Genomic DNA, 23,047 nt, shown 5'->3' with positions numbered 1-23,047 from the left:
TCCGTCACGAACCCCGTAGGACAGCGCGAACCCCGTAGGACAGTACGAGAGGGGCCCGGCATCTCTGCCGGGCCCCTCTCGTGCGACTGCTTCTCGTATGGCCGCGTCTCGTATGGCTGCGTCTCGTACGACTGCTTCTACAGGTACGGGCCGCCCGAACGGCCGCCCGCGCGCGGGTCCACCAGCTCTTCCTCGCCGCCCGCGCCCGGCGGCAGCGCCCGGCGCATCTGCTCCAACTGGGCCCTTGCCGCCATCTGCTGGGCGAACAGGGTGGTCTGGATCCCGTGGAAGAGACCCTCCAGCCAGCCGACCAACTGAGCCTGCGCGATCCGCAGTTCGGCGTCGGAAGGGATGCCGTCGTCCGTGAACGGCAGGGAGAGCCGCTCCAGTTCGTCGACGAGGTCGGGCGCGAGCCCGTCCTCCAGCTCCTTCACCGAGCTGGCATGGATCTCCTTGAGCCGTACCCGGCTCGCCTCGTCCAAGGGTGCCGCACGCACCTCCTCCAGCAGCTGCTTGATCATGCTCCCGATGCGCATGACCTTGGCCGGCTGTTCCACCATCTCCGTCACCGGGATCTCTCGGGAGTCCTCGTCTCCACCGCCACCGAGAGCCATCCCGTCCTGGCCTACGACCAGGATCTGGGGGTTCTCCGGTGACCTCTCGTTCCTCGGCATCTCCATGCCGCCATTCTCTCGCACTCACACACGTCATCAGCGTGGTGCCCCCTCCAGAGCGTGATCCACCCTGTACGAACGGGCGCCCCGCGTCAGGCGGGCGGCGGCGACGGGGGCGGCGGCTCCGTGGCGGCGGCCTCGGCGAGCCGCAGCAGACGGGCCTCGCAGTGGTCCAGCCAGCGGATCTCGGCCTCCGCGCGGAAGATCAGATGCTCCAGCACGAAGAGCCGCGCCACCTCGTCGCGGTGCGCGGGCGCCTCCGCGAGCGCCCGGGCCCTGAGCCGGGTGTACGTGTGCATGGTCTCCGAGAGATACCGCCGCTGCGCCTCCACGATCGCCCGGACGTCGGTTCCCGGCGCCCCGACCGCCATGGCCAGCTTGATCGCCAGTTCGTCGCGCGGCAGGTTCGAACGCTCCACGGGACGGATGAACCAGGCCCGCAGCTCGGCCCGCCCCGCGTCCGTCAGCGCGTACAGCACGTGTCCCGCCGCGTCGGCGCCCTGCTGTACGACCAGGCCGTCCCGTTCCAGCCGGGCGAGGGTCGTGTAGACCTGGCCGATGTTCAGCGGCCAGGTCGAGCCGGTGCGCGCCTCGAACTCGGTGCGCAGCCGGGAGCCGTAGCGGGGACCGCGCTCCAGAAGCGCCAGCAGGCCATGGCGTATCGACATACCCGATCTGTACCCCGTACACCTGTGCGCGCCACGGCTGCCACTGAACGTGACACGGCTCGGGGCGTCCGGGCTCCGGATGCCGGTGCGGGCACCCCGTGTGAGGCTGAAGCCGCTGATCTTGGATCCTCCGTACCGGGAGGGGGTCACCGACGTGACTCCGTGGCTTCGCACCCTGCGCGTGACCGGCCTGCTGCTGCCGCTGCTGGCGGGCCCCGCGTTCACGCCCTACGCCGCCGCGTACGAGCCGGTCCCCGCCGAGTCGCGGGCCGGCAGCCGGGCGGGAGAGGGCCGTGAGCGTCCGGGCCGGGAGACGCCTCCGCCGCCGGAGGACTCCCCGTCGGCTCACCCGGACAGCGCAGCGCCCCCCGAACGGCCTGCCCACCCCATCGACGCCCGCGAGGCCCCCACCCGCCCGGTGAAAACCCCGGAACCCATACTCCAGGTACTCCCCCTGGGCACAGGCCTGATCCTCATCGGCCTGGGCCTGGGCCTGACTTTCCTGGCCCTGAGAACCCGCAGAACCTAGACCTCGCGCCCCAAGGGGCGCGGGGAACGGCGCGACAAGCCCCCACGGCCCCGCACCCGACGCACAGCCTCATCCTCCCGCCCCACAAACACGACAAGGCGAGCCCGTGGCCTTAAGGGGCGCGGGGAACGGCGCGAGCAACCCCCACGGGCCCGCACCCGACGCACAACCCCACCGCCACCGCCCCCACGAATCCGACAAGGCGAGCCCGTCACATCCAGGGGCGCGGGGAACGGCGCGACAAGCCCCCACGGCCCCGCACCCGAACCCCGACCCCGCCCACCCCTACGCCAACGTGAGCAGCACCTTCCCAATGTGACTGCTCTCCTCCAGCACCCGATGCGCCGCCGCGGCCTCCCGCATGGGCAGCTCCCGATCGACAACCGGCCGCACATGCCCACCGGCGATCAACGGCCACACATGCTCCCGCACGGCCGCCACGATCGCCGCCTTCTCCCCACCCGGCCGGGCCCGCAACGACGTGGCGGTGACAGCGCCCCGCTTACTGAGCAGCGCCCCGATGTTCAGCTCCCCCTTGGCCCCGCCCTGCATCCCGATGATCGCGAGCCGCCCGTTCGCGGCGAGAGCGGTGACGTTCCGCCCCAGATACTTCGCTCCCATGTTGTCGAGAACGACATCGGCACCCACCCCGTCCGTGGCCGCCCTGACCTCCTCGACGAAGTCCTGCTCGCGGTAGTTGATGAGCACGTCCGCACCCAGCTCCGCGCAGAAGTCCAGCTTCGCCTTGCTGCCCGCCGTGACCGCGACCTTCGCCCCGACGGCCTTCGCCAGCTGGATCGCCATCGTGCCGATGCCGCTCGATCCGCCGTGCACCAGCAGCGTCTCGCCGGGCCGCAGATGGGAGATCATGAAGACGTTGGACCAGACCGTGCAGGACACCTCGGGCAGCGCGGCCGCCTTGTCGAGGTCGACGCCCTCGGGCACGGGCAGCAGTTGCCCGGCCGGAACGGCCACCTTCTCGGCGTACCCGCCGCCCGAGAGCAGCGCGCACACCTCGTCCCCGACGTTCCACCCCGAGGTACCGGGTCCGAGCGCGGCGACCCGTCCGGAACATTCGAGCCCCGGATACGGGGACGCGCCGGGCGGCGGGTCGTAGAAGCCCTGCCGCTGCAGCAGATCGGCGCGGTTGACCGCGCTCGCCACCACCTCGACCAGCACTTCGCCCTCGCCGGGCACCGGGTCCGGGACCTCGTCCCACACCAGCGCCTCGGGCCCACCAGGTTCAGGAATCGTGATCGCTCGCATGCGGGCGAGGCTACTCCCGACGGCCCGCCACGTGGGGATTCAGTCCTGCGGCAGCGGCCTCATGTCGGGCGCGACATGGCTGTGCGGGCTGACCCGCACGATGGTGATCAGACGGTCCGTCAACTGCACCTTCCCGATGGCCGGATCGTCGTAGCCGAGCACCCGATGCCCTCGCACGACGCTCACCACCAGGTCCTCGATCTCGCGGACCCCCTTGCCGACCTCGGCCTTTATGACGGGCCGCTCGGTCATGTCGAGCCCACTGCCCTGCTGGATGAGGTCCTCCATGACCATGCCCGCGCTGGGGCTGAGCACGGAGAGACCGAGCAGACGGCCGGCCGCGCTCGCACTGGTGATGACGGCGTCGGCGCCGGACTGCTTCAGCAGCGGCGCGTTCTCCTCCTCGCGGACGGCGGCCACGATCTTCGCCTTGCGGTTGAGCTGCCGCGCCGTCAGCGTGACGAGCACGGCGGTGTCGTCGCGCTGGGTCGCGATGATGATCTGCCGGGCCCGCTGCACCTCGGCCCGCAGCAGTACGTCACTGCGCGTGGCATCGCCGATCACCCCCGCGTACCCGTCCGCCGTCGCCGCCTCGATCACCTTGGAGCTGGGGTCGACGACCACGACCTGCTCCTTCTTCAGCCCCGTCGCGCACACGGTCTGAATCGCCGAGCGGCCCTTCGTGCCGAACCCGATGACAACGGTGTGCTCCCGCAAGGCGGTCCTCCAGCGGTTCAGTCGCCACTCCTCCCGAGTCCGTTCGGTGAGGACTTCGAGAGTGGTGCCGACCAGGATGATCAGGAAGAGCACGCGCAGAGGCGTGATCAGGAAGATATTGGTGAGGCGGGCGCCGTCACTGACCGGGGTGATGTCGCCGTACCCGGTGGTCGAGAGCGTGACGGTCGCGTAGTAGAAGGCATCGAGCAGGTCGACCGACTTGTCGGAGTTGTCGGTGTAGCCCTCGCGGTCGAAGTACACGATGAAAGCCGTGCCGACCAGCACCAGCAGCGCCATGAGGACGCGTTTGGTGACCTGGAACAGAGGGCGTTCCACCCGTTGGCGGGGCAGCTCCACCCGATGGGTGACCAGCCGTTCGCCCGCCTGCCGCGCGATCGCGTCGTGGCCCGGAAGTTTCACGTGAAACACACCTCGATCCCAGCCATGGCCCAGGGCAGGTCGAGGATCTCAAGTTCCTGACCCGTCCGTGCACCGCCCGGCGGCACGACCGCGAGCGCGTCGGCCACGGCGATACCCCGCAGCATGGCCGGCCCGTTGTAGTGCAGCGGCACGGCCCGGTCCCCGCGCAGGACGACAGGAATCAACCGCGTGTCGTACGGGTGCCCGTGCACGCCGTCCTGAAGAGGCAGCGTGTACGACTCCGGGGCCCCGCGTCCCGCGAGGGTGCGCAGCAGGGGCTCGGCGAGCGTGAGGAGGCCGGAGACGGCGGCGAGCGGATTGCCCGGCAGCCCGACGAGGTGCTGGTTCTCCTTGAGGCGTGCCAGCAGCATCGGATGGCCGGGGCGCACCTCGACGCCGTCCACCAGGAGTTCGGCGCCGAGGCGGCGCAGGATCGGGTGGACGTGGTCGACGGGACCGGCGGCGGTGCCCCCGGTCGTGACGATCAGGTCGGCGCCGGAGTTCTTGAGGGCCTTGCGCAGGGCTTCGGCGTCGTCGCCGAGCCGCCGTACGGCGATGACCTCCGCACCGAGCGCGCGCAGCCAGGGCGGCAGCATCGGGCCGAGCGCGTCCCGGATCAGCCCGTCGTGCGGCAGCCCCTCGGTGAGCAACTCGTCGCCGAGGACGAGGATTTCCGCACGGGGCCGGGGGAGGGCGGCGACGGTGTCGTATCCGGCGGCGGCGGCGAGTCCGAGCACGGCCGGGGTGACCAGCGTGCCGGGCGGCAGCAGGGGGTCGCCGGAGCGGCACTCCTGGCCGCGGGGCCGGATGTCCTGACCGTGCACGACGTCCCGTGTCGCGTACAGCCGCTCCTTCTCGTCGGTGCGGCCGTGCTCACTGCGGATCACGGCGGAGGTGTCCTGCGGGATCCGCGCTCCGGTGGCGATCTTGACCGCCTCGCCGTCGGTGAGCCGCTGGGGCACGCCGTGGCCCGCGAGCACCCCCTCGGCCCGCACGTCCCACGGCCCGGGGCCCGCGACCGCCCAGCCGTCCATCGCGGACGTGTCGAAGGACGGGAGGTCCGAGAGCGCGGCGAGCGGGGCGGCGAGGACGAGGCCCAGCGCGGCGTCCAGCGTGACGGAGACGGCGGTGTCCGGGCGGCGGGGGGCTCGCCCGGCGATGGTCCGGGCCCGCTGCCAGGGCGTGGCGGTGTGGTGCTCGGCCTGTCCGGCGGGCCCGGCGGTGTCCTTACGGCTCGCGGTTCCCGGGGCCGGGGAGGGCACCGGGCGGGAGGCTCCGGTGGATCCGGAGTCGTCGGGCACCGGGGCACCGCCTTCCTTGACCAGGGCCAGGGCTTCCTCGACGTCGAAGTCGATCTCCTCGAACTGCCCCGAGGCGGTCATCCGGCGTCCGGGTCGGTGGAGCCGGCCTCCGCCGCCCAGCGCAGCGCGAGTGCCGCGGCCTTGCGGGCGGCCTCCGCGACCGCTTCGGGGCCTCCCTCGGCCCGGCCCGCCGCGTACCCGACGAGGAACGTCGTCAGTGGCGCCGCCGGACGGGCCACCCCGTGGGCGGCGTCGCGGGCGAGGTCGAGCAGGACGTCGGTGTCGACGTCCAGGTCGAGGCCCAGTTCGTCCTTGACTGCGGTGATCCATTCATCCAACACGTGCCCATGCTCCCTGATACGTGCCCGGGCGGCGGCGATGTCGTCCCAGGTGTCGCAGTCGAAGGACGCGACGGGGTCGGTGATTCGGGTCAGTTCGAGCGCGCCGGTGAGCCGCCGCAGCGGCAGACCGGTCAGTTCGCCGTGCTCGGCGCGCAGCGCCGTCAACTCGCGTCGCAGCGCCGAGCGGCGGTACGCGGCCACGAGGGGCTGGTCGCGGCCGCCGGGGTCGGTGAGCAACACGCCCTCGCCGCCGCTCTCGTGAAGGGCGGTCAGCAGCTTTCGTACCGTCTCCCGGTCGAGGAACGGCAGATCGGCGGAGAGCACGACGACGTACTCGGCGGTGGTGTGCCGCAGGCCGGCGTCCAGCGCGGCGAGCGGGCCTCCGCCGGGAGGGTCCTCACGTGCCCACTCCACGGGGCGCGCGGTGGGCCGGGGCTCCGCGACGACCACGGTGACGGCTGCGCCGGAACAGGCGGTGAGGACGCGGTCGAGCAGGGCGCGACCGCCGACACGGACGCCCGGTTTGTCCGCGCCGCCGAGGCGGCGGGCGGCGCCCCCGGCGAGTACGACGGCGTCATGGCCGTCCGTACCGGCTGCGCCGGAGGAACCGAACGCGTCGGAGGAACCGGGTGCGCTGGGTGGCTCGAACGCGGTCACCCCACGAGTATGGGTGTCCGATGGATCATTTCCACCCCCGCGCACAGCATGTGGACGGGGGTGGCGAAGGACGGCCGCGCGCTCTGCGGGGCCGAGGGGGTCACAAGGTCCGCAGCAGCACCGCCGGTTGTTCCACGCAGTCCGCCACATACCGCAGGAAACCGCCCGCCGTTCCGCCGTCGCACACCCGGTGGTCGAAGGTGAGCGAGAGCTGTACGACCTTCCGCACCGCCAGTTCGCCCTCGTGCACCCAGGGCTTGGGGACGATCCGGCCGACGCCGAGCATGGCCGCCTCGGGGTGGTTGATGATCGGGGTCGAGCCGTCGACGCCGAACACCCCGTAGTTGTTCAGCGTGAAGGTCCCGCCGGTGAGGTCCGCCGGGGTGAGCGTCCCGGTCCTGGCCGCCTCGGTGAGCCGGGCGAACTCCGCGCTCAGCGACTCCGCGTCCCTGCTGTGCGCCCCCTTCACCACCGGTACGACGAGTCCGCGCTCGGTCTGCGCGGCGAACCCGAGGTGGATCTCGTCGAGCCGGACGACCTCGCGGGCCTCCGTGTCGACCGTCGAGTTGAGCTCGGGGAACCGGGCCAGCGCGGCGGTGCAGATACGGGAGAGGAGCGCGAGGAGGGAGATCTTCGGCCCGCCCGCCCCGTTCATCGCCGCGCGCGCGTGCATCAGTTCCGTCGCGTCGGCGTCCACCCAGCAGGTCGCGTCGGGGATCTCGCGCCGGCTCCGGGAGAGCTTGTCGGCGACGGCACCGCGGATGCCCTTGAGGGGGACGCGGGTGCCCGCGCGGGAGGCGGCGGTGCCGGACGCGTGCGCGGTGGCCGGTACGGGGGCCGTCGCCGGGCTCCGCTCCGGGCGTGCGAGGGCCGGGGCGGACGCGCCGGCCCGTACGGCGTGCTCCACGTCCGCACGTGTGATCAGACCGTCGGGTCCCGAACCGGCCAGCGCCCGCAGATCGAGCCCGTTCTCCCGGGCCAGCCGCCGCACGAGCGGCGAGATGACCGGCACGGGGCCGTCGACCCGGCGCCCGGCATCCGCACCCACCGCGGGCGACGGCGACGGCGACGGAGCGGCGGTCCGGGACGCGCCGGGGGACGCGCCCGGTGACCGGTGGCCCGGGCCCGTGCCGGACGCGGGCGGTCGTACCCTGCGGCGCCGTGCCGGAGGCGCCTGTGTGCCGTAGCCCACGAGCACGTTCCCGGAGCCCTCGTCCTCGCCGCCGGCAGCCCGTGCCCCGGAAGCCGGGGTGTCGAAGGCGGACGGGCCGAGGTCCGCCGCGTCGAGGTCCGGTGTGCCGGAGGCCGGCGCTCCCACGGCGACCGTCAGCAGCGGCGAGCCCACGGGCAGTTCGGTGCCCTCCTCGCCGTAGCGGGCCGTGACCACACCGCCGTACGGACAGGGGACCTCGACCATCGCCTTGGCCGTCTCGACCTCCACGACGGGCTGGTCGACGGCGACGACATCGCCGACCTGGACGAGCCAGCGGACGATCTCGGCCTCGGTGAGCCCCTCACCGAGGTCGGGCAGTTTGAACTCCAGGACCTGGGCCATCAGCTCTGTGCCTCCCACTGCAGCCGCGCCACCGCGTCCAGGATCCGGTCGACACCGGGCAGATGGTGCCGCTCCAGCATCGGCGGCGGATACGGGATGTCGAACCCGGCCACGCGCAGCACCGGCGCCTCCAGATGGTGGAAGCACCGCTCGGTGACCCGCGCGGCGATCTCCCCGCCGGGCCCTCCGTAGCCGCCCGACTCGTGCACCACGACGGCCCGGCCGGTGCGGCGCACGGACGCGGCGACCGTCTCGTCGTCGAAGGGCACCAGGGAGCGCAGGTCGACGACCTCCAGGTCCCAGCCCTCGGCCCGCGCCGCCTCCGCGGCCTCCAGGCAGACGGGCACGGACGGCCCGTACGTGATGAGCGTGGCGCTGCGGCCCGGGCGGCGGACCACCGCGCGGCCGATCGGCTCCACGCGCTGCGGCTCGTCGGGGTTCCAGGAGTCCTTCGACCAGTACAGCCGCTTGGGCTCCAGGAAGACGACCGGGTCGTCGGAGGCGATGGCCTCGCGCAGCAGCCCGTACGCGTCGGCGACCGTCGCGGGCGTCACGACATGCAGCCCCGGAGTCGCCATGTAGTACGCCTCGGAGGAGTCGCTGTGGTGCTCCACCCCGCCGATGCCGCCGCCGTAGGGCACGCGCACGGTCAGGGGCAGCGGCATCGCCCCGCGCGTGCGGTTGCGCATCTTCGCCACGTGCGAGATCAACTGCTCGAAGGCCGGGTACGCGAAGGCGTCGAACTGCATCTCCACGACCGGCCTGAGCCCGTACATGGCCATGCCGACCGCCGTGCCGAGGATGCCCGCCTCGGCCAGCGGGGTGTCGGTCACCCGGTCCTCGCCGAACTCCTTGGCGAGGCCGTCGGTGACACGGAAGACACCGCCGAGGGCGCCGACGTCCTCACCCATCACATGGACGGTGGGGTCGTCGGTCATGGCGTCGCGCAGGGCCCGTCCGAGCGCCTGCGCCATGGTGGCCGGCTTCACCGCGACGGTCGTCATCGCGTGTTTCCTTCCGGCTCGTGCGAGGGGACGTGCGCGTCCTCGTCGTCGTGGTGGCGCGCCTCGGCGTCCAGCTCGGCGCGCAGTTGCGCCTCCTGCTCCAGGAGCTGCGGGGTGGGCCGGGCGTAGACGTGCGCGAACAGGTCCATGGGGTCGAGGGCCGGGTCCTGGTTCATGCGCTCGCGCAGGTCCGCGGCCATCGCCTCGGCGTCCTCGCGCACGGCGCGCATCCCGTCCTCGTCGAGCAGTCCGCGCTCGGTCAGCTCGTGCTCCATGAGGGCGATCGGGTCGTGCGCCCGCCAGGCCTCGACCTCCGCGTCCTCGCGGTAGCGCTTGTCGTCGTCCGCGTTCGTGTGGGCCTCCATGCGGTACGTCACCGCCTCCACGAGCGTCGGGCCGAGACCCGCGCGCGCGTGGGCGATCGCCTCGCCCAGGACCTCGTGCACCGCGGCGGCGTCGTTGCCGTCGACCAGCCGGCCCGGCATCCCGTACCCGACGGCCTTGTGGGCCAGTGAGGGGGCGGCGGTCTGCTTGGCGAGCGGGACGGAGATGGCGAAGCCGTTGTTCTGGACCAGGAAGACCACCGGGGCCTGCCAGACGGCCGCGAAGTTCAGTGCCTCGTGGAAGTCGCCCTCGCTGGTGCCGCCGTCGCCGACCAGCGCGAGCGCGACCACGTCGTCGCCCTTGAGGCGGGCGGCGTGCGCGAGGCCCACGGCGTGCGGCAGCTGGGTCGCCAGCGGGGTGCACAGGGGGGCGATGCGGTGCTCGTGCGGGTCGTAGCCGGTGTGCCGGTCGCCGCGCAGGAGCGTCAGCGCCTGGACGGGGTCGAGGCCCCTGGCGACCGCCGCGAGGGTGTCCCGGTAGCTCGGGAAGAGCCAGTCGCGCTCTTCGAGGACGAGCGCGGCGGCGACCTCGCAGGCCTCCTGGCCGGTGGAGGAGGGGTAGACCGCGAGACGGCCCTGCTTGGTGAGGGCGGTGGCCTGCGCGTTGTACCGGCGGCCCCGCACCAGCTCCGCGTACAGCCGGCGCAGCAACTCCGGGTCCACCTGATCGGCCGCACGGGTGCCGAGGACGCGGTGGGGCAGCGCGTCGGGCAGCAGCGGCGCGGGGTCGGTACGTGGCTGCCAGGCGGGCGGGGGCGTCGGCCGGTATGCGCCTCGCTGCTCCATGACCGTCATGTCGGCACCTCCTCGTGGGAGTCGCTTCGAGAGGCCGCCGAGAGTGACGCGCCTCACCTACCGATTGTTCGGTCGTCGGCACATTTTGGCTACAGGCACCTCCAGGCTGTGGACAAACGGTTCTGCACAGCCTGAGATGGATGCAGTACGTCCATGGTAGGGAGGCGGGGGGACATGGCACCTGAACAAATGGCCGAGGGACCGGACCCCGGTGCGGCCCTGCCGCCGCCGCGTCCGCTCGACTCCATCGATCAGGACATTCTCCAGATGCTCCAGGCGGACGGCCGCGCCTCGATACGATCGGTCGCCGAGCGGGTCCACGTGTCCCGTGCCAACGCCTACGCGCGGATCAACCGCCTCGTCGAGGACGGTGTGATCCGCGGCTTCGGTGCCCGTGTCGACCACGAGCGCGCGGGACACGGCACCTCCGCCTACATCACGCTGAAGATCGTGCAGAACACCTGGCGCACGGTCCGCGAGCAGCTCAGGAGACTCCCCGGGGCGTCCCACATCGCACTGGTGGGCGGTGACTTCGACGTCCTGCTGCTGGTGCACACGCCGGACAACAGGGCCCTGCGCGAACTGGTCCTCACCCGGCTCCAGGCCATCCCCGAGGTGCTCAGCACCCGAACGCTGCTGGTGTTCGAGGAGGAGGACCTGGAACCGCAGGGGTGAGCGGGGCGGGCGGGGGCGCGCCGTCCGGCCCACGCGCCCCGCGGGAACGCGCTCAGCCCGCCTGTCTGAGTCCCCCGAAGACCATCAGCACCACCGCGTCGGCGACCTCGCGCTCGCCCATGCCCCGCCCGTCCGGGCGGTACCACTCGACTATCGAGTTGATCATTCCGAAGACCAGCCGCGTCGCGAGCCGGACCTCCAGGTCGGCGCGTACGTCCCCGTCGGCCGCCGCCGCCTTCAGGAGCGCGGCCACCTCGTGGTCGAAGTCGCGGCGCCGCGCCAGGGCCCAGCGCTCGGTGTCGGTGTTGCCGCGCACGCGCAGCAGCAGCGTCACGTACGGCAGTTCGGCGGTGAGGACCTCGACCATGCGCCGGGTGACGTACTCCAGGCGCTCCACGGCACGCCCCTCGCGCGCGTGCTCCTCGTCGAGGATCCCGAAGAGGCCGTCGAGCGCCCGGCTGACGGCCCGGCGCAGCAGCTCCTCCTTGCCCGTGACGTGGTGGTAGATCGACGACTTGGAGATGCCGGCCGCCTTGGAGAGGTGCTCCATGGAGGTGCCGTCGTAACCGCGCTCGTTGAAGACCCGCACGGCCACGGAGAGCAGCGTCTCCGGCGTGTACGTGTCGCGCTTGGCGGTGGTCATGGGGTGCCCTCCCGCTTTTCCGAGGCGTAAGCGTGGCGGTAGAGCGCGAGGGACGGCGCGTACCGCCCCGACGGGTCGCGCATGTGCAGGTCGTCCAGGACGTCGTAGGCCCAGCTGCGGCCGAGCCTGCGGCTCCACTCGAAGGGGCCCAGCGGGTAGCTGACGCCCTGGCGCATCGCCGTGTCGATGTCCTCCTCGGTGGCGACCCCCTTGGCGACGGCGTCGTGCGCGAGGTCGACGATGCGGGCCACCGTGCGGGCGACGATCAGGCCGGGCACGTCCCCGATGACGCTGACGTCCTTGCCGAGCGCCTGGAAGAGCCCGGTGGCCTCGGCGAGGGTCTGCGTCTGGGTGTCCTGCGAGTGGGACAGGGCGATCCGGGTCGCCCTGCGGTAGTCGAGAGCCAGGTCGAAGTAGACGACGTCACGGAACTCGACGGCGGTCTGGCCGTCCGCGAGCGCCAGTTGGCCGCCGCTCGGCAGGACCAGGCGCGTGCCGTGGTCCTCCTCGTCCTCGCGGACCTGGATGCCCGCCTCGCGGATCAGCGCGATCAGTTCGGCGGCGGGGCCCAGATCGCCCTCGACGACGACGTACGCGGGCGGCTGGACCTTCTCCGCGGTGTGCGGCTCGGGCCGCTCGCCCTCGTCGCCGTAGTCGTACCAGCCGTGCCCCGTCTTGCGGCCGTGGCGGCCCGACTCGACGAGCCGCCGCTGGGCCAGCGAGGGGGTGAAACGCACGTCCTGGAAGAAGCCCTCCCACACGGAGCGGGTGACGGACTCGTTGACGTCCTGGCCGATGAGGTCGGTCAGTTCGAAGGCGCCCATCCGGAAGCCGCCCGACTCGCGCAGGACCGCGTCGATCGTCGCGGGGTCGGCGGCCTGGGCCTCGTAGACCGCGAAGGCCTCGGCGTAGAAGGGCCGCGCGATGCGGTTGACGATGAAACCCGGGGTGTCGGCGCAGGCGACCGGGGTCTTCCCCCAGGCGCGGGCCAGTTCGTACGCGCGCGTGGCCGACGTGACGTCGGTCGCGAACCCGGAGACGACCTCCACTAGGGGCAGCAGCGGCGCGGGGTTGAAGAAGTGCAGCCCGACGAAACGGCCGGGGTTGCGCAGGGCGCCGCCGATCGCGGTCACCGACAGGGAGGAGGTGTTGGTGGCGAGCAGGCAGTCGTCCGGGACGATGTCCTCCAGCTCGCGGAACAGCTGCTGTTTGACGTCCAGCCGCTCCAGGACGGCTTCGAGGACGAGCCCCGAGTCGGCGAGGTCGGCAAGGCTCTCGGCGGGGCGCAGCCGGGCCCGCGCCGCGTCGCGCTCGGCGCCGGTCAGCCGGTCCTTCTCGACGAGCCGGTCGAGGCGGGTGCCGATCGCTTCGGTCGCCGCCCGGGCCCGGCCGGGCGCGGAGTCGTACAGCCGCACGGGGTGGCCCGCGACGAGCGCGACCTGGGCGATGCCCTGGCCCATGGTGCCGGTGCCGACGACGGCCACAGGGCCGGCGAGGTCGAGTGCTGTCATGCTCGCGATCCTCCCGCACGGGGTTTTCCACAGGTTCAGCGGACCCCCTTGTCCCGACCGATCGTTCGGTTACTCTAACTCTGTCCGGCTGTTTCTGCCCAGGTCATGAGCAGGATCTGCCAGGTCCTGAGCCCGACGAAGAGTTCATGAAACGAGGAGATGGTTCCGCATGGCCGCCGCCGCACTGACCGCGCACGAGCTCGTCGCCAAGCACCGGCCGACCCTCGACCAGGCGCTGGAGGCGATGCGCACACGCGCGTACTGGTCGCCGCACCCCGAACACCCCAAGGCGTACGGGGAGAACGGCAGCCTGGAAATGGCCGAGGGCAAGGCCGCCTTCGACGCCCTGCTGGGCGGCCGGCTCGACCTGGACCAGCCCGGCACCGACGACTGGGTGGGCGGCGAGGTCTCGCCGTACGGGATCGAGCTGGGCGTCACGTACCCGCACGCGGACGTCGACACACTGCTGCCCGCCATGCGCGCCGGGCAGCGCGCCTGGCGCGACGCGGGCGCGGAGACCCGTGCGGTGGTGTGTCTGGAGATCCTCAAGCGGATCAGCGACCGCACGCACGAGTTCGCGCTCGCGGTCATGCACACCAGCGGCCAGGCCTTCATGATGGCGTTCCAGGCGGGCGGCCCGCACGCGCAGGACCGCGGCATGGAAGCGGTGGCGTACGCGTACGTGGAGCAGGTCCGCACGCCCGACACGGCGGAGTGGACGAAGCCCCAGGGCAAGCGCGACCCGCTCGCGCTGACCAAGCAGTTCACGCCGGTGCCGCGCGGGGTCGCGCTGCTGATCGGCTGCAACACCTTCCCCACGTGGAACGGCTATCCGGGCCTGTTCGCCTCCCTGGCCACGGGCAACGCGGTACTGGTGAAGCCCCACCCGCGCGCGGTCCTTCCGCTGGCGCTCACCGTCCAGGTGGCCCGCGAGGTGCTCGCCGAGGCGGGCTTCGACCCGAACCTGGTGGCGCTGGCCGCCGAGCGGCCCGGCGAGGGCATCGCCAAGACCCTGGCCACCCGCCCCGAGATCCGGATCATCGACTACACCGGCTCGACGGCGTTCGGGGACTGGCTGGAGACCAACGCCCGCCAGGCGCAGGTCTACACGGAGAAGGCCGGCGTCAACACGGTGATCGTGGAGTCGACCGACGACTACAAGGGAATGCTGTCGAACCTCGCCTTCTCCCTGTCCCTCTACAGCGGCCAGATGTGCACGACCCCGCAGAACTTCCTCGTCCCGCGCGCCGGCATCCGTACGGAGGAGGGCCCCAAGTCGTACGACGAGGTGGTCGCCGACCTCGCGAGGGCCGTCGACGGGCTCCTCGGGGACGACGCCCGGGCCAACGCCCTGCTGGGCGCGATCGTGAACCCGGACGTGAAGGCCCGCGTCGAGGCGGCGGCCGGCCTGGGCGAAGTCGCCCTCGCCTCACGGGAGATCACGAACCCGGACTTCCCCGACGCGGTGGTCCGCACACCGGTGATCGTGAAGCTCGACGGGGGCAAGCCGGACGACCAGGCCGCCTACATGAGCGAGTGCTTCGGCCCGGTCTCGTTCGCCGTCGCGGTCGACTCGGCGGCGGAAGCGGTGGAGCTGCTGCGCCGCACCGTCCGTGAGAAGGGCGCGATGACCGTCGGCGCGTACACGACCTCGGACGAGGTCGAGGAAGCCGTCCGGGAAGCGTGCCTGGACGAGGCGGCCCAGCTCTCCCTGAACCTGACGGGCGGTGTGTACGTCAACCAGACGGCCGCCTTCTCCGACTTCCACGGCTCGGGCGGCAACCCGGCGGCCAACGCCGCCCTGTGCGACGGAGCATTCGTCTCCAACCGCTTCCGAGTAGTGGAAATCCGAAGCGAACACCACACGAAGGCGTAGCCCCACACAGGGACCCCGTCCCCGTCAGGGGCGCGGGGAACTGCGCGCTCAACCACGACGAACCGTCAGCCAACCACGCATTTAAGGGGCGCGAGGAACTGCGCGACCAGCCACAGCGGACCCGCACCCACCCACGCGCCCCTACGACGCACTCCAGTGGAACAACGCCATGGCCACACTGGTGGCGAGGTTGTAACTCGACACCTGAGGCCGCATGGGCAAAGACACCAAGTGGTCGACACGCGCACGCAGTTCCCCCGACAACCCGCTCCGCTCCGAGCCGAAGGCAAGAACCGCATCATCGGGAAGCTTCAGCTCCCGAACATCCGCCCCCTCCGGATCGAGCGCGAACACCGGCCCGGAGGGCAACTCGTCCACGGCCAGCCGCTCGACGGCCGTGGCGAAGTGCAACCCCGCCCCACCCCGCACGACCGTGGGATGCCACGGATCGAGCGTGCCGGTCGTGACGACCCCGGTCGCCCCGAACCCGGCCGCGAGCCGGATCACGGCCCCGGCGTTCCCGAGATTGCGCGGCTGGTCGAGAACGATCACCGGCGCGGTACGGGGGACACGGGCCAGTGCCCGCAGGTTGGCGTCACGTGAGGGCCGTACCGCCAGTGCGGCCACCCCCGTGGGGTGCGGACGCGGCACGAGCGCCCGGTACACGGCCTCCGGGACCTCCGTCAGCAGGACGTCCAGCCTCTCCCGTACGTCCGGGGCCAGCTCGTCCGCGAGGGTGAGCGCGGCCGTCCGGTCCGTGGTGACGGCCACCGGGACCTCCGCGTCGAAGCGCAGCGCGTGCTTGAGGACGTGGAAGCCGTCGAGCAGCACGGCGGTGTCGGCGAGCCGGTGCCAGGCGCTCAGAGGCTCGCGGTCGCGGGGTTCCGTCATGCCGTGAAGCCTACGTGCGGGGGATCGGCCGCCTTCGGGGCACGCGGGTCCCCCTCACCCGGCTCGTCGCCCGCTTCCGCACCCGGCCCGCCCGACCCACCCGACTCCTCCCCGGAGTCCTCGCGCGGCCCCGGCAGCGCACGCCCGAGGCGCCCGAACCGGGAGTTGCGGGAGACCCTGGAAACCAGCCACTCACGCACGCGGGCGGCCCAGCCGCCGAGGCGGCGCAGGAACGACGTCGGCAGGAAGACCGCGTCCGCCGCGATCATCGCGAGGGAGAAGAACGGCAGGCCCAGCACCACGGCGATCACGGCGTGCTCGGTCATCATCACCGCCAGCAGAACGTTCTTCACCCGCCGGTTGAACAGCGTGAAGGGGAAGGCGACCTGCGCGACCACGGTCCCGTACGTCACCAGCATCACCATGGTGCCGCTCGCGGACAGGACGTCGGACAGGACGGGCCAGGGGGAGAAGTAGTCCAGGTGCAGCGGGTAGTACACGGCCGTGCCGTCCTGCCAGCGCGAGCCCTGGATCTTGTACCAGCCGGCGGTCGCGTAGATCAGACACGCCTCGGCCATGATCACGAAGAGGGCCGCGTTGTGGACGAGGTTGGCGACGACGTCGAGGAGGATCCGCGGCTGGTCGCTCCGGTCGGCGTACCGGCCGGCCAGCCACCACAGGGCCTGGAGCGCCCACAGTCCCCAGTAGATCGTCCGCCAGCCGCCCAGCACTCCGCCGTCGATCTTCCCGGCGAGCGTGACGGCCGCCAGGGCGAGACCGGACACGGCCCACAGAACGACCCCGACCCGGTCAGGCCGACGACCGCCCCGGTCCGCCTCGGGATGCCCCTCGTACCCGTCGCACCCCTCGTACCCCTCGTACCCCTCGTGCCCTTCATGACCGCCACGCGCGCGTGCCGCCGCCGTCCGGCGCTCGCGCCGCGCGTCCAGCGACCACACCTGGCCGCAGCGGGTGAACACGAGGTAGATCGCCATCAGGTGGATGACGTTGTCGCCGCCGTCCCCCATGAAGATGCTGCGGTTCTGGAGGGAGAGCACGCCGAGCAGGAAGAGCACGGACATGGTGCGGGTGCGCCAGCCGAGCATGAACAGGGCCGCGGAGAGCACGGCGAACCCGAAGACGATCTCGAACCAGACCTGGCTGTCGGCCCACATCAGGACGGTGAAGGCGTGGTTGCTCGCGATGAGCTGCTGGGCCAGGTCCCAGCTCCAGGGTCCGTCGGGCCCGTACATCTCCTGGCGGTGCGGGAACTCCCGCAGCAGGAAGAGCAGCCAGGTCCCGGCGAAACCTATGCGGATCACCGCGGTCTGGTACGGCCCCAGAGCCTGCCCGGTGAGACGCGAGACGGCGTGCCCCAGCTTCCGGTCGAGCCGGTGCTTGCGGTCGAAACGGCTGATCCGTCCGGCCAGCCGCTCCCGGCCGGGACTGCGTGCCTGCCGGGGCTCCGGGGCGCCCACCGGGCCGCCGGGCCGATCGCTCACGGGGGTGCCGTCGTGATTCCTCGCCGGACCGCTGTCCTGATCGCTCACCGGGGTGCTCTCGTGGTCGCTCATCGGGCGCTCGCCGCCGTTTCCGTGGAGTCCACGGGCCTGGTCCCGGCCGCCCGGTCGGTGTCCGACACCGGCCACCAGGGCAGCTGGCGCAGGACGGGCTTGTCGGACACCTGCTCCTGGCTCCACTCCGGCGGCGGCACATTGGTCGTACGGGAACGGACCTGGACCTGCTGGACGACGGCTCCCCGGCCGCCCGCCCCCTCACGGTCGAGGCGCAGAACCGCGATGCGGCGCAGATAGCGCTCGGAGAGGTCGCCGCGCAGACCGTTCGGTCGGTTCGCGTTGTCGTGCGTGGCCGCGAAGAAGTCCCAGGCCCGGCGCAGTTCGTTCTGCTCGGTGTGGCTGGGCAGCAGATTGCCGTCGATGGCCTTGCCGTCCAGCGCGGAGAGGTCGTACCAGCGGGTCGTCCTGATGCCGCCGTCCATGCTCTTCACCTCGGCCCGGACCTGGACCGCGATGTTCTGCTGCAGCGGGTTGGGCGCGAAGAGCTTCCAGTTCTGCTCGAACTCCGGGTAGATCCACTCGTCGATCGCCTGCCCGTGCTGCTTGGTGACCGTGTTCGACGGCGAGACATGCAGGAAGACCATGCCGAGGTGCACACAGGCGACCAGCGCGACGAGCGCGAACGCGAGGGCCGCGGCGATCTGAAAGGGGAGGGAGAGGGCCGCGATACCCACGGGGGCAGGGCCTTCAGGAGGAGGACCGGCGGAGGAAGGGTCGGCGGAGGGAGGGCCGACGGGGGGAGGGGAACCGGCCGGAAGCGGATCTGCGGGGGGCGGGCCTGCGGGGGGCGGGTCCACGGAGAGCGGGTCCACGGCCGGTACGGGAGTGGCCGAGGGAGCCTCCGAGGGCTCGCCCGCCACGGGACGGGCGTCCGCGCCCTCGTCGTACGCATCCATTGCGCCCCGTTTCCCCATGTCTGCCCGATTGCCGCCGCCCGTGCCGCGACGGCGACGGCCGCACCGGAACGGTACTCAGCCCCACCCGCCCGGCACAGCCCAGGGGGCACAGCGGAGCGGTGGACACCTTACGGCCCGCCGTCGTTCCCTTTTTGTAGAACCTGTTCTATCTTGACGCTCCGCCGGACCGACGTGTCAGACCGACCGGGAGGACGGGACCGTGGACTTCACCTTCACCGAGGAACAGCAGGCGGCCGTGGAGGCGGCGAAGGCGGTCTTCGCGGGGGTCGCGCCGGACGGCGTGCCGAGTCCCGCGCTCACCGCGGGCGCCGTCGCGGACGACTTCGACCGTGCCCTGTGGTCCCGGCTCGCCGCCGCGGACCTCCTGAGCCTGCTGCTCGACGCGCGCCACGGCGGCGCCGGTCTGGACGCCGTCGCCCTGTGCCTGGTGCTGCGGGAATCGGCGAAGGTACTCGCCAGGGTGCCGCTGCTGGAGAGCACGGCCGCCGCCGTGGCCGTACAGACCTACGGCGGCGAGGAGTTGAAGACCGACCTGCTCGGACGCGCCGGCCGAGGCGAACTGGTCCTGACGGTCGCCGCGAACGGACGCACCGGACACGACGGCGCCGAACTCGCCGTGACCGCACGGCAGGAGGACGGCGCGTGGGTGCTGGACGGGCTGCAGACGGCCGTTCCCTGGGCGCGGAACGCCGATTTCGTCCTCGTACCCGCGCTGAGCACCGGCACGGGCCGCTCCGTACTCGCCCTCGTGCCCCGTGACCAGCAGGGCGCGACGCTCGCCGAGCAGATCTCGACGACGGGCGAGCTGCTCGGCGAACTCCACCTGGATTCCGTACGGATCCCCGCCCGTGACGTCATCGACGCCGACGGCGCGTGGGAGTGGCTGCGGAACCTGCTCGCCACCGGAACGTGCGCGCTGGCCCTCGGCCTGGGCGAGCGGGTCCTGGACATGACGAGCGAATACACCGGCAAGCGGGAGCAGTTCGGCTTCCCGGTCGCCACGTTCCAGGCCGTGGCCGTGCAGGCCGCCGACCGCTACATCGATCTGCGCGCGATGGAGGCGACCCTCTGGCAGGCCGCGTGGCGGATCAGCACGGGGGCGGGCGGAGCGCTGCCCGCGTCGGGGGACGTGGCCGTCGCCAAGGTCTGGGCCTCCGAGGGCGTACGCCGGGTCGTGCAGACCGCGCAGCATCTGCACGGGGGCTTCGGCGCGGACACCGACTACTCGCTGCACCGGTACCACGCCTGGGCCAAGCACCTGGAGCTGTCGCTCGGCCCTGCGGCGGCACACGAGGAGGCGCTGGGCGACCTGCTGGCGGCCCACCCCCTGGGCTGAGGGGGCGAGCTCCGGCCGAGGTCCGCCCCGCTACAGCACGAACCCCGGCTGCCCCTCCGTGTTCACCACGGGGCGGCCCTTGGCCGCCCAGACCTGCATTCCGCCGGCGACGTTCACCGCGTCGACGCCCTGCTGGTTCAGATACATGGCGACCTGCGCCGACCGGCCGCCGGAACGGCAGATCACGTTGACCCTGCCGTCCTGCGGGGCCGCCTCCGTCAACTCGCCGTAGCGGGCCACGAATTCGCTGATGGGGATGTGCAGGGCCCCTTCGGCGTGACCCGCCTGCCACTCGTCGTCCTCCCGGACGTCCAGCAGGAAGTCTCCGTCCGCGAGATCCCCGACCTCGACCGTGGGCACACCAGCTCCGAAACTCATGCCCCCGACGCTACCAAGGGGCGCACCCTCACCTTTCAGGGGCGCGGGGAACCGCGCGATCAGCCCCCACCGGCCCGTGGACGGCGGAGCACCCGTCACCGCGCGAACGGAGTGATCAAGTACCGCTGCCGAGCAGGCCCGCCAGCTCCGCTTCCCGCTCGCTCACCTGCGTGAGCAACTGCTCGGCGATCTCCTCCAGCAGCCGGTCGGGGTCGTCGGGCGCGATCTTGAGCATGCCGCCGATCGCGCTCTCCTCCAGGTCGCGGGCCACGAGCGCGAGCAGTTCCTTGCGCTGGGCGAGCCATTCGAGGCGGGCGTACAGCTCCTCGCTGCGGCTCGGCCGCCACTCCTCCGCGACCGGTCCCGCGGCCCACTCCTCGGACAGCTCCCGGAGCAGGACCTCGTCCCCGCGGCCGTAGGCGGCGTTGACGCGGGAGATGAACTCGTCGCGCCGCGCGCGCTCCGTGTCGTCCTGCGCCAGGTCGGGGTGGGCCTTGCGGACGAGTTCCCGGTAGAGCTTGCGGGCCTCGTCGCTCGGCCGCACCCGCTGCGGCGGACGCACCGGCTGATCGGTCAGCATCGCCGAGGCCTCCGGGGACAGGCCGTCCGAGTCGAGCCAGTCGTGGAACAGCTCCTCTATGCCCGGCATCGGCATGACCCTGGCCCGGGCCTCCTTCGCCTTGCGCACGTCCTCCGGGTCACCGGTGCTCGCGGCCCGCGCCTCGGCGATCTGCGCCTCCAGCTCGTCGAGCCGCGAGTACATGGGGCCGAGCCGCTGGTGGTGCAGCCGGGAGAAGTTCTCCACCTCGACCCGGAACGTCTCCACCGCGATCTCGAACTCGATCAACGCCTGCTCGGCCGCACGCACGGCCCGCTCAAGCCGCTCCTCGGGCCGCTCGCCCTCGTCACTCACGGCACCAGCCACGGCCTCGCCGTCCCCGACGGCACCCGCCGACGCACCGGCGTCCGAGCCCGCGTCCGCGCCCGCATCCACGCCCGTGTCCGAGGCGACACCGGCCTCATCGACCGACTCGGCGCCGGCCTCGGTACGGACCCCGGCACCGGCACCGGCATCCGCGGACGACTCGTGACCGGCCGCGACAGCCGACTCGGTGCCTGCGTCGGCACCGCCGTCGGCATCTCCGCCGGCAGGCGACTCGGCACCCTTATCAGTGGGGGCCGCCTCGGCATCGGCCTCACCGGCCGCACCGGCACGCGATTCACCGGCGACCGGCTCCGCGGAGGGCTCGGACGGCGGCTCGGACGGGGACTGCTCAGCTTCCGGGGTCGTCACCCGCCCAGCCTAGGCCACAGCTCCATCCGCCACCCGAACCTGCCCCGGCCGAAGCAGGGACGGCCCGCGCGAGAGCGGCCCGCTCCTCCTCAGACCCCCAGCTCCCCCGCGATCCGCCCCGAGCGCACGGCCGACACCAGCTCCGCGTGGTCGGCCTCCGTCCGGTCCGCGTACGCCACCGAGAAGGCGGCTATCGCCTCGTCCAGTTCCTCGTTCTTGCCGCAGTAGCCCGAGACCAGCCGCGGATCGGCGCTGTGCGCGTGGGCCCGCGCCAGCAGCGCCCCCGTCATCCGCGCGTAGTCGTCTATCTGGTCCGCGGCCAGCGCCGCGGGGTCCACGCTGCCCTTGCGGTTGCGGAACTGCCGTACCTGGAAAGGGCGTCCGTCGACCGTGGTCCAGCCCAGCAGGTTGTCGCTGACGACCTGCATGCGCTTCTGGCCGTGGACGACCCGGCGGCCCTCGTGCTCGGCCTCCGGCAGCGGGAGACCCGCCGTCTTCAGGTGCGGTACCAGGACGGACGCGCGGGCCTCCTTCACCTGGAGGACGAGCGGCTCGTCACGGTGGTCCAGCAGCAGCACCACGTACGAGCGGGTGCCCACGCTGCCGGTGCCGACCACCCGGAAGGCGACATCGTGCACCGCGTACTGCGCGAGGAGCGGGAGGCGGTCCGGGGAGAGCGTGCCCAGGTACTCCTCCAGCGCCAGCGCCACCGCGGAGGCCTCGCCGTCCGGGACCCGGCGCAGCACCGGCGGGGCGTCGACGAAGTGGCGCCCGCCGCCCTCGACCTCTTCCGTCGACTTCGCCGCGAACCGTCCGCTGGTGTTGGACCGCGCCTTCTCCGAGACCCGCTCCAGGGTGCCGAGCAGATCGTGCGCGTCGGCGTGGGAGACCAGTTCCTCGTCCGCGATGGCGTTCCACGCGTCCAGGGCCGGGAGTTTGGCGAGCAGCCGCATCGTGCGCCGGTAGGAACCGGCCGTGAAGTGCGCGGCCTTGCGGCAGGTGTCCTCGTCCGCTCCCGCCTCGCGCGCGGCGAGCACCAGCGAGGTCGCCAGTCGCTTGAGGTCCCACTCCCACGGCCCCCGCGCCGTCTCGTCGAAGTCGTTCAGGTCGATGACGAGGCCGCCGCGCGCGTCCCCGTACAGGCCGAAGTTGCCCGCGTGCGCGTCGCCGCAGATCTGGGCGCCGATGCCCGTCACGGGCGTACGCGCCAGGTCGTACGCCATGAGGCCGGCCGAACCACGCAGGAAGGCGAAGGGTGTGGCCGCCATCCTGCCCACCCGAATCGGTGTGAGCTCGGCTATCCGGCCCCGGCCGGACTCCTCCACGGCCGTCACCGCGTCCGGGCGGTCTCCGTTCGTTTCGAGCGACGCGTGCGCGCCGCGCGGTACGCGTGCCCGGAGGGCCTTGCCCTCTTTCTTGGCCGAGTCCTCCGCCGGCCACCGCGCGAACCCGCGCACCACCGGAATCCTCGCCGTCCCGGCCGCGCCGGCCACTCCGGCCGCTCCGGCCGTGCCGGTCACCGCTCCACCGGTCTCACTCACTCGAACCGCCTCCCCCGCACCCGAACATCAACTCGGGACGACCGTACCGCCGGGCGCCGATTCGCGTGAGCCCCTGTGGACAACTCCGCGACTGTGGA

The 23,047-nt window shown here is 72.3% G+C and carries 21 protein-coding genes; 4 read left to right on the top strand and 17 right to left on the bottom strand.

Annotation, left to right across the window (positions count from 1 at the left end; all coding sequences use genetic code 11):
* Nucleotides 1–137 precede the first annotated feature (137 nt).
* Together ACFVH5_RS13825 and ACFVH5_RS13820 are read right to left on the bottom strand one after the other, a co-directional pair.
* Complete coding sequence (locus ACFVH5_RS13825) at nucleotides 138–680, bottom strand: bacterial proteasome activator family protein (RefSeq protein WP_107017903.1); 543 nt, start codon at nucleotides 678–680, stop codon at nucleotides 138–140.
* Between the two features lie 86 nt (nucleotides 681–766).
* The gene (locus ACFVH5_RS13820; protein ID WP_384803731.1) at nucleotides 767–1,342 is read right to left on the bottom strand and encodes a PadR family transcriptional regulator; all 576 of its coding nucleotides are present in this window, start codon (nucleotides 1,340–1,342) and stop codon (nucleotides 767–769) included.
* Nucleotides 1,343–1,496: 154 nt separating this feature from the next.
* Between ACFVH5_RS13820 and ACFVH5_RS13815 the strand changes: the two genes are divergently transcribed.
* Nucleotides 1,497–1,871: a hypothetical protein gene (locus tag ACFVH5_RS13815; RefSeq protein ID WP_385833781.1), complete on the top strand. Its 375-nt coding sequence runs from the start codon at nucleotides 1,497–1,499 to the stop codon at nucleotides 1,869–1,871.
* Nucleotides 1,872–2,156: 285 nt separating this feature from the next.
* Here the strand turns inward: ACFVH5_RS13815 and ACFVH5_RS13810 are convergent, their stop codons facing one another.
* From ACFVH5_RS13810 to pdhA, 7 genes are all read right to left on the bottom strand, one after another.
* On the bottom strand, nucleotides 2,157–3,137 hold the full coding sequence (locus tag ACFVH5_RS13810) for an NAD(P)H-quinone oxidoreductase (protein WP_385833780.1): 981 nt from the start codon (nucleotides 3,135–3,137) through the stop codon (nucleotides 2,157–2,159).
* A 39-nt stretch (nucleotides 3,138–3,176) separates the two neighbouring features.
* The gene (locus ACFVH5_RS13805; RefSeq protein ID WP_385833778.1) at nucleotides 3,177–4,283 is read right to left on the bottom strand and encodes a potassium channel family protein; all 1,107 of its coding nucleotides are present in this window, start codon (nucleotides 4,281–4,283) and stop codon (nucleotides 3,177–3,179) included.
* Nucleotides 4,271–5,656, bottom strand: coding sequence for a molybdopterin molybdotransferase MoeA (locus ACFVH5_RS13800; RefSeq protein ID WP_385833776.1), 1,386 nt, complete (start codon nucleotides 5,654–5,656; stop codon nucleotides 4,271–4,273). The genes ACFVH5_RS13805 and ACFVH5_RS13800 overlap by 13 nt, the downstream gene beginning before the upstream one ends.
* On the bottom strand, nucleotides 5,653–6,573 hold the full coding sequence (locus ACFVH5_RS13795; protein WP_385833775.1) for an NTP transferase domain-containing protein: 921 nt from the start codon (nucleotides 6,571–6,573) through the stop codon (nucleotides 5,653–5,655). The genes ACFVH5_RS13800 and ACFVH5_RS13795 overlap by 4 nt, the downstream gene beginning before the upstream one ends.
* 100 nt (nucleotides 6,574–6,673) lie before the next feature.
* The gene (locus ACFVH5_RS13790; protein ID WP_385833773.1) at nucleotides 6,674–8,128 is read right to left on the bottom strand and encodes a dihydrolipoamide acetyltransferase family protein; all 1,455 of its coding nucleotides are present in this window, start codon (nucleotides 8,126–8,128) and stop codon (nucleotides 6,674–6,676) included.
* Nucleotides 8,128–9,132 (bottom strand): alpha-ketoacid dehydrogenase subunit beta, encoded by a 1,005-nt coding sequence (locus ACFVH5_RS13785; RefSeq protein ID WP_385833771.1) that lies wholly within the window; start codon nucleotides 9,130–9,132, stop codon nucleotides 8,128–8,130. The genes ACFVH5_RS13790 and ACFVH5_RS13785 overlap by 1 nt, the downstream gene beginning before the upstream one ends.
* Entirely contained in the window at nucleotides 9,129–10,310 is a 1,182-nt protein-coding gene (gene pdhA / locus ACFVH5_RS13780; protein WP_385833770.1) for a pyruvate dehydrogenase (acetyl-transferring) E1 component subunit alpha, read from the bottom strand. Before pdhA ends, ACFVH5_RS13785 begins: the two co-directional genes overlap by 4 nt.
* 189 nt (nucleotides 10,311–10,499) lie before the next feature.
* On the opposite strand from pdhA, the gene ACFVH5_RS13775 reads away from it, so the two are divergent.
* The gene (locus ACFVH5_RS13775) at nucleotides 10,500–10,985 is read left to right on the top strand and encodes an Lrp/AsnC family transcriptional regulator (protein WP_385833799.1); all 486 of its coding nucleotides are present in this window, start codon (nucleotides 10,500–10,502) and stop codon (nucleotides 10,983–10,985) included.
* Between the two features lie 52 nt (nucleotides 10,986–11,037).
* Here the strand turns inward: ACFVH5_RS13775 and ACFVH5_RS13770 are convergent, their stop codons facing one another.
* Nucleotides 11,038–11,628, bottom strand: coding sequence for a TetR/AcrR family transcriptional regulator (locus ACFVH5_RS13770; protein ID WP_384803755.1), 591 nt, complete (start codon nucleotides 11,626–11,628; stop codon nucleotides 11,038–11,040).
* Nucleotides 11,625–13,139 carry a 3-hydroxyacyl-CoA dehydrogenase gene (locus ACFVH5_RS13765; protein ID WP_385833769.1) on the bottom strand — a complete coding sequence of 505 codons (1,515 nt, stop codon included), beginning with the start codon at nucleotides 13,137–13,139 and terminating at the stop codon, nucleotides 11,625–11,627. The genes ACFVH5_RS13770 and ACFVH5_RS13765 overlap by 4 nt, the downstream gene beginning before the upstream one ends.
* Before the next feature lie 169 nt (nucleotides 13,140–13,308).
* Between ACFVH5_RS13765 and paaN the strand changes: the two genes are divergently transcribed.
* A complete protein-coding gene (gene paaN / locus ACFVH5_RS13760; protein ID WP_385833768.1) occupies nucleotides 13,309–15,015 on the top strand; it encodes a phenylacetic acid degradation protein PaaN in 1,707 nt (568 codons plus the stop codon).
* Nucleotides 15,016–15,156: 141 nt separating this feature from the next.
* Here the strand turns inward: paaN and ACFVH5_RS13755 are convergent, their stop codons facing one another.
* Genes ACFVH5_RS13755 through ACFVH5_RS13745 form a run of 3 tightly spaced genes read right to left on the bottom strand, consistent with a single transcriptional unit; the run spans nucleotide 15,157 to nucleotide 18,379 of the window.
* Nucleotides 15,157–15,906, bottom strand: a complete 750-nt coding sequence (locus tag ACFVH5_RS13755) for a TrmH family RNA methyltransferase (protein WP_385833767.1) — start codon at nucleotides 15,904–15,906, stop codon at nucleotides 15,157–15,159.
* Complete coding sequence (locus ACFVH5_RS13750) at nucleotides 15,903–17,480, bottom strand: HTTM domain-containing protein (protein ID WP_385833765.1); 1,578 nt, start codon at nucleotides 17,478–17,480, stop codon at nucleotides 15,903–15,905. The genes ACFVH5_RS13755 and ACFVH5_RS13750 overlap by 4 nt, the downstream gene beginning before the upstream one ends.
* Complete coding sequence (locus ACFVH5_RS13745; RefSeq protein WP_385833764.1) at nucleotides 17,477–18,379, bottom strand: DUF5819 family protein; 903 nt, start codon at nucleotides 18,377–18,379, stop codon at nucleotides 17,477–17,479. Before ACFVH5_RS13745 ends, ACFVH5_RS13750 begins: the two co-directional genes overlap by 4 nt.
* Before the next feature lie 220 nt (nucleotides 18,380–18,599).
* On the opposite strand from ACFVH5_RS13745, the gene ACFVH5_RS13740 reads away from it, so the two are divergent.
* The gene (locus ACFVH5_RS13740; RefSeq protein ID WP_385833762.1) at nucleotides 18,600–19,736 is read left to right on the top strand and encodes an acyl-CoA dehydrogenase family protein; all 1,137 of its coding nucleotides are present in this window, start codon (nucleotides 18,600–18,602) and stop codon (nucleotides 19,734–19,736) included.
* Nucleotides 19,737–19,766: 30 nt separating this feature from the next.
* Here the strand turns inward: ACFVH5_RS13740 and ACFVH5_RS13735 are convergent, their stop codons facing one another.
* The 3 genes from ACFVH5_RS13735 to ACFVH5_RS13725 all read right to left on the bottom strand — a co-directional run bounded on the left by ACFVH5_RS13735 (nucleotide 19,767) and on the right by ACFVH5_RS13725 (nucleotide 22,928).
* Entirely contained in the window at nucleotides 19,767–20,096 is a 330-nt protein-coding gene (locus ACFVH5_RS13735; protein WP_107017886.1) for a rhodanese-like domain-containing protein, read from the bottom strand.
* Nucleotides 20,097–20,229: 133 nt separating this feature from the next.
* Nucleotides 20,230–21,039: a J domain-containing protein gene (locus ACFVH5_RS13730; RefSeq protein WP_385833798.1), complete on the bottom strand. Its 810-nt coding sequence runs from the start codon at nucleotides 21,037–21,039 to the stop codon at nucleotides 20,230–20,232.
* Nucleotides 21,040–21,497: 458 nt separating this feature from the next.
* Nucleotides 21,498–22,928 carry a DUF2252 domain-containing protein gene (locus tag ACFVH5_RS13725; protein WP_385833796.1) on the bottom strand — a complete coding sequence of 477 codons (1,431 nt, stop codon included), beginning with the start codon at nucleotides 22,926–22,928 and terminating at the stop codon, nucleotides 21,498–21,500.
* Nucleotides 22,929–23,047: the final 119 nt, after the last annotated feature.

This window comes from Streptomyces sp. NPDC127119, assembly GCF_042677425.1.
Taxonomy (GTDB): domain Bacteria; phylum Actinomycetota; class Actinomycetes; order Streptomycetales; family Streptomycetaceae; genus Streptomyces.
The sequence above is the reverse complement of the archived record's forward strand: the minus strand, read 5'-3'. Positions and strand labels throughout refer to the sequence as shown.

What these genes read in the sequence shown, in the direction of transcription:
- ACFVH5_RS13825 (WP_107017903.1), bottom strand. Translation starts at nt 680, where the DNA reads ATGGAGATGCCGAGGAACGAGAGGTCACCGGAGAACCCCCAGATCCTG.
- ACFVH5_RS13820 (WP_384803731.1), bottom strand. Translation starts at nt 1,342, where the DNA reads ATGTCGATACGCCATGGCCTGCTGGCGCTTCTGGAGCGCGGTCCCCGC.
- ACFVH5_RS13810 (WP_385833780.1), bottom strand. Translation starts at nt 3,137, where the DNA reads ATGCGAGCGATCACGATTCCTGAACCTGGTGGGCCCGAGGCGCTGGTG.
- ACFVH5_RS13800 (WP_385833776.1), bottom strand. Translation starts at nt 5,656, where the DNA reads ATGACCGCCTCGGGGCAGTTCGAGGAGATCGACTTCGACGTCGAGGAA.
- ACFVH5_RS13790 (WP_385833773.1), bottom strand. Translation starts at nt 8,128, where the DNA reads ATGGCCCAGGTCCTGGAGTTCAAACTGCCCGACCTCGGTGAGGGGCTC.
- ACFVH5_RS13785 (WP_385833771.1), bottom strand. Translation starts at nt 9,132, where the DNA reads ATGACGACCGTCGCGGTGAAGCCGGCCACCATGGCGCAGGCGCTCGGA.
- pdhA (WP_385833770.1), bottom strand. Translation starts at nt 10,310, where the DNA reads ATGACGGTCATGGAGCAGCGAGGCGCATACCGGCCGACGCCCCCGCCC.
- ACFVH5_RS13775 (WP_385833799.1), top strand. Translation starts at nt 10,500, where the DNA reads ATGGCCGAGGGACCGGACCCCGGTGCGGCCCTGCCGCCGCCGCGTCCG.
- ACFVH5_RS13770 (WP_384803755.1), bottom strand. Translation starts at nt 11,628, where the DNA reads ATGACCACCGCCAAGCGCGACACGTACACGCCGGAGACGCTGCTCTCC.
- ACFVH5_RS13765 (WP_385833769.1), bottom strand. Translation starts at nt 13,139, where the DNA reads ATGACAGCACTCGACCTCGCCGGCCCTGTGGCCGTCGTCGGCACCGGC.
- paaN (WP_385833768.1), top strand. Translation starts at nt 13,309, where the DNA reads ATGGCCGCCGCCGCACTGACCGCGCACGAGCTCGTCGCCAAGCACCGG.
- ACFVH5_RS13755 (WP_385833767.1), bottom strand. Translation starts at nt 15,906, where the DNA reads ATGACGGAACCCCGCGACCGCGAGCCTCTGAGCGCCTGGCACCGGCTC.
- ACFVH5_RS13750 (WP_385833765.1), bottom strand. Translation starts at nt 17,480, where the DNA reads ATGAGCGACCACGAGAGCACCCCGGTGAGCGATCAGGACAGCGGTCCG.
- ACFVH5_RS13745 (WP_385833764.1), bottom strand. Translation starts at nt 18,379, where the DNA reads ATGGATGCGTACGACGAGGGCGCGGACGCCCGTCCCGTGGCGGGCGAG.